This is a genomic window from Dyella sp. (genome assembly GCF_035277725.1).
In the GTDB taxonomy this organism is placed as follows: Bacteria; Pseudomonadota; Gammaproteobacteria; order Xanthomonadales; family Rhodanobacteraceae; genus Dyella_B.
In genome coordinates, this window is record NZ_DATEJY010000003.1 from 1 (window position 1) to 3,315 (window position 3,315).

The 3,315-nt window shown below is 59.8% G+C and carries 3 protein-coding genes; 1 reads left to right on the top strand and 2 read right to left on the bottom strand.

Annotation, left to right across the window (positions count from 1 at the left end; translation table 11 throughout):
• Positions 1–548 (bottom strand): AMP-binding protein (locus VJR68_RS00110; protein ID WP_324145512.1); only part of this gene is annotated, 548 nt, incomplete at its 3' end.
• Positions 549–697: 149 nt separating this feature from the next.
• Between VJR68_RS00110 and VJR68_RS00115 the strand changes: the two genes are divergently transcribed.
• Complete coding sequence (locus VJR68_RS00115; RefSeq protein ID WP_324145513.1) at positions 698–1,132, top strand: hypothetical protein; 435 nt, start codon at positions 698–700, stop codon at positions 1,130–1,132.
• A gap of 86 nt (positions 1,133–1,218) precedes the next feature.
• On the opposite strand, the gene acnA is transcribed toward VJR68_RS00115, so the two are convergent.
• On the bottom strand, positions 1,219–3,315 hold a 2,097-nt coding region (acnA, locus tag VJR68_RS00120), incomplete at its 5' end, for an aconitate hydratase AcnA (RefSeq protein WP_324145514.1).

The following is a 3,315-nucleotide window of genomic DNA, read 5'->3' on the forward strand; positions in this document are numbered from 1 at the left end:
TGCGGCAGGGAGTAGGGCGGCACCATCTTCTTGACGTGCTTCAGCACGAAGTTGATCACCGAACCCTTGAGGCCAAGCAAATCACCCAGCCCGGTAGTCACGATGTGCTTGACCTGGGTTTCGGCAACGATCTGCTGCAAGGTCGCGGCGAAGTTATCCAGCACCACGATGGCAACAGCGCCCGAATCTTCCAGCTGATGTTTGAGTTCGCGCGCGGTGTACATCGGATTGGTGTTGACCACCACCATGCCGGCGCGCAGCGCGCCGAACAGCGCGATCGGGTACTGCAGGTTGTTGGGCATCATGATGGCGACGCGGTCGCCCTTGGCGAGTTTCAACTCGCCCGTGAGGTAGGCAGCGAATTGCCGGCTCAACGTGTCGATGGTGCCGTAGCTCAGGCGCTTGCCGAAGCTGGAGAAAGCATCGCGTTCGCGGAAGCGTCCAAAAGCCTCTTCCAGTACGGCAACTACCGAGGCGTACTTGTTGATGTCGATCTCTGCAGGTACGCCATCCGGATAGTGACTCAGCCACGGACGCTGATTGCTCATGTTCGATCCCAAGTTCCCTGAATTAATGCCAATAGTGATGGTGGTGCGCATCAGGCATCATGACGGCGAGGCATTGGAGCATACGCTGGCGTATAGCGGCAAGCCGCGTCGCAACGAGGTCTGCTTGGGGAAGCCACGGGATGCTGAGCATGAAATATCTGTACCGATGTTCGTTGGTTGCCTTGTTGATCCTGACGATGGCCGGATGCCATCGCGCGCCGGACGAAGTGCTGATCCGGCAGGCCATCGACAGGGCGGCTCAGGCCGCCGAGCAGGTCGATGCATCGGCGGTGATCGCACCGCTGACGGATGATTTCGATGGTAACAGCGGCACGATGACACGGCAGGATCTCGGCAACCTGCTGCGTGCCGCGAAGTTTCGTGGCGAGACCTTGCACGCCGTGTTGGGACCACTGGATGTGCAACCGCGCGGCGAGCGATACGTGGCGAGCTTTACCGTGACCTTGACCAGTGGCGGGAAATTGTTTCCATCGCAACTGGGTGTCTACAAGGTGGAAACCGCATGGCGCAGGGAAGGGCATGATTGGCGGTGCTATAGCGCGACGTGGGCGCAGCCTTTGTAGGTTGGGGTGTAAACCCCAACATCGCCATGCTGATGGCATTGCAATGTTGGGGTTCGCGTTCGCTCACCCCAACCTACGATGTGCGGTCAGGCTGCCTTCTTGCTCGCCAGCTGCCGTAACACGTATTGCAGAATGCCACCATGCCGGAAGAACTCGCGTTCCTTCGGCGTCAGCAGCAGCACCTTCACCTTGAAGGTCTTTTCACCCTTATCGCTCTTGGCCACGACCTTGGCTTCCTTCGCTTCACCGTCGGTAAGCCCGGTGATCTCGAACGTTTCCTTGCCGGTCAAACCGAGCGACTTTGCGTTCTCGCCATCCTTGAACTGCAGCGGCAGCACGCCCATGCCTACCAGGTTGGAGCGATGGATGCGCTCGAAGCTTTCCGCAATCACCGCTTTCACACCGAGCAGCAGTGTGCCCTTGGCCGCCCAGTCGCGTGAGGAACCGGTGCCGTATTCCTTGCCGGCGATCACGATCAGTGGTGTCTTGTCGGCCTTGTACTTCATCGCCGCATCGTAGATGGACAACTGTTCGCCACTGGGCACATACAACGTATAGCCACCTTCCACGCCATCCAGCATCAGGTTCTTGATGCGGATATTGGCGAAGGTGCCGCGCACCATCACGTCGTCATTGCCGCGACGCGAGCCGTAGGAGTTGAAGTCTTTCGGCTCCACGCCTTTGGAAATCAGGAAGCGTCCGGCGGGGCTATCTTTCTTGATCGAACCGGCGGGCGAGATATGGTCGGTGGTGATCGAATCGCCGAACAGGCCGAGTACGCGTGCACCGTGGATATCTTCGAGCTTGCCCGTCTCCATCGTCATGCCGTCGAAGTAGGGCGGGTTCTTGATGTAAGTGGAGTCGGCCCACTTGTACACGGCACCTTCGGGCGAGGGAATGCTGTTCCAGCGGCTGTCGCCCTTGAACACGTCGGCGTAGTTCTTCTTGAACATCTCCGGGCTCACCGCGCCCGCAATCACATCGGAGATTTCCTTGTTGCTCGGCCAGATGTCCTTCAAGTACACCGGCTTGCCATCGCTGCCGTTGCCGAGCGGATCGGTGGCGAGATTAACGTCCAGCGAACCGGCAAGCGCGTAGGCGACGACCAGCGGCGGCGAGGCCAGATAGTTCATCTTCACTTCCGGATGCACGCGGCCTTCGAAGTTGCGGTTGCCCGATAGCACGGACGCTACCGCAAGGTCGCCTTCGCCAATACCCTTGCTGATTTCCTGCGGCAGCGGACCGGAGTTGCCGATGCAAGTGGTGCAGCCGTAGCCGACCAGATAGAAGCCGACTTTCTCCAGCTCTTTCAGCAGGCCGGTTTTTTCCAGGTAATCGGTCACCACCAGTGAGCCGGGAGCGAGCGATGTCTTTACCCATGGCTTGGCCTTCAATCCTTTCTCGGCCGCTTTCTTGGCAAGCAAACCTGCGCCGAGCATCACCGCTGGATTGGATGTGTTGGTACATGAGGTGATCGCAGCGATCACCACCGCGCCATCATGCAACTGAAAGTTCTGGCCATTCATGGAAACGTGCGGGCCTTGCGCCAGCGCACTGGCGTCATGGCCTACCGCCGTACCGCCACCTTCGCCGGCAAGACGCGCTTCGGCGCGTGCTTCGCTGCCGTTCTTGCGGTTGACAGTCAGTGCGGCGAGGCTGTCGTGATAGCTCTTCTTGACGTCTTCGAGCAGCACGCGATCCTGCGGACGCTTGGGACCGGCCAGCGAGGGTTTCACGTCGGCGAGGTTGAGTTCCAGTGTGGCCGAGAACTGCGCGTGCGGCGTGTTTTCGTCATGCCACAGGCCCTGCGCTTGTGCGTAGGCTTTGACCAACGCGATCTGATCGTCGCTACGGCCTGACAGATGCAGATAGTTGAGCGCTTCCTGATCGATCGGGAAGATGCCGCAGGTCGCACCGTATTCCGGCGCCATGTTGCCAATGGTGGCGCGATCGGCCAGCGGCAAATGCTTCAAGCCGTCGCCGAAGAATTCCACGAACTTGCCAACCACACCGAGCTTGCGCAGCATCTGTGTAACGGTCAGCACCAAGTCGGTAGCCGTCACACCTTCGGGCAACTTGCCGCTGAGCTTGAAGCCGACTACTTGCGGAATCAGCATGGACGATGGCTGCCCGAGCATCGCCGCTTCCGCTTCGATGCCGCCCACGCCCCAGCCCAATACGCC